The sequence below is a fragment of the Pseudomonas sp. EA_65y_Pfl1_P113 genome, from assembly GCF_963970525.1.
GTDB classification, from domain to species: Bacteria; Pseudomonadota; Gammaproteobacteria; order Pseudomonadales; family Pseudomonadaceae; genus Aquipseudomonas; species Aquipseudomonas tritici.
In genome coordinates this window covers 1-440 of sequence record NZ_CAXAQM010000641.1, presented here as the reverse complement: position 1 = coordinate 440, position 440 = coordinate 1, and the positions used below count along the sequence as shown (strand labels likewise).

Annotated in this window: 1 pseudogene; it reads right to left on the bottom strand. The window is 64.5% G+C overall.

Annotated elements, in window-relative coordinates:
* A pseudogene (locus tag AACY52_RS31510) lies at positions 1 to 310 on the bottom strand (hypothetical protein); the annotation flags it as partial.
* Positions 311 to 440: the final 130 nt, after the last annotated feature.

Here is a 440-nt window from a genome sequence, read left to right as displayed (position 1 = left end):
ACTGCCCCGTTTTGCCGCGCCGGACAGGATGGAGCGCACGATACAGCATCGGAGCGGTGCGGCGGTTGAGTGCCAGTTCCGCCGCCAGTGCGCGTTCGCGCAGAGCCGGTGTCGAGAAATCGAGATAGGGCAAGCGCACGGCGCGCTTCAGCTTCCACGCGCGATCAGGGCACAGAAACACGATCGCAGCATGGGTGTCGATCCGGCGGGGCGGACTTGCGAGACCAAAGGCGGCACCCGACGAGAGAAACGCCAGTGTCTCTGTCTGCTCGCCCGGCGCGGGCGCTGGAATAGGCGGTGAGGTCTTCATCGGCTGGAGGGTAACAGCGACGCCGATCCGCTCTATCGGGAAGAGTACGTGGATCGTTGCCCTGGAGTGAAAGACTCAGGCTGCTTTCGCCAGCCCGGCATCGCGGCCGTAAACGTCGTCAAGATACGCC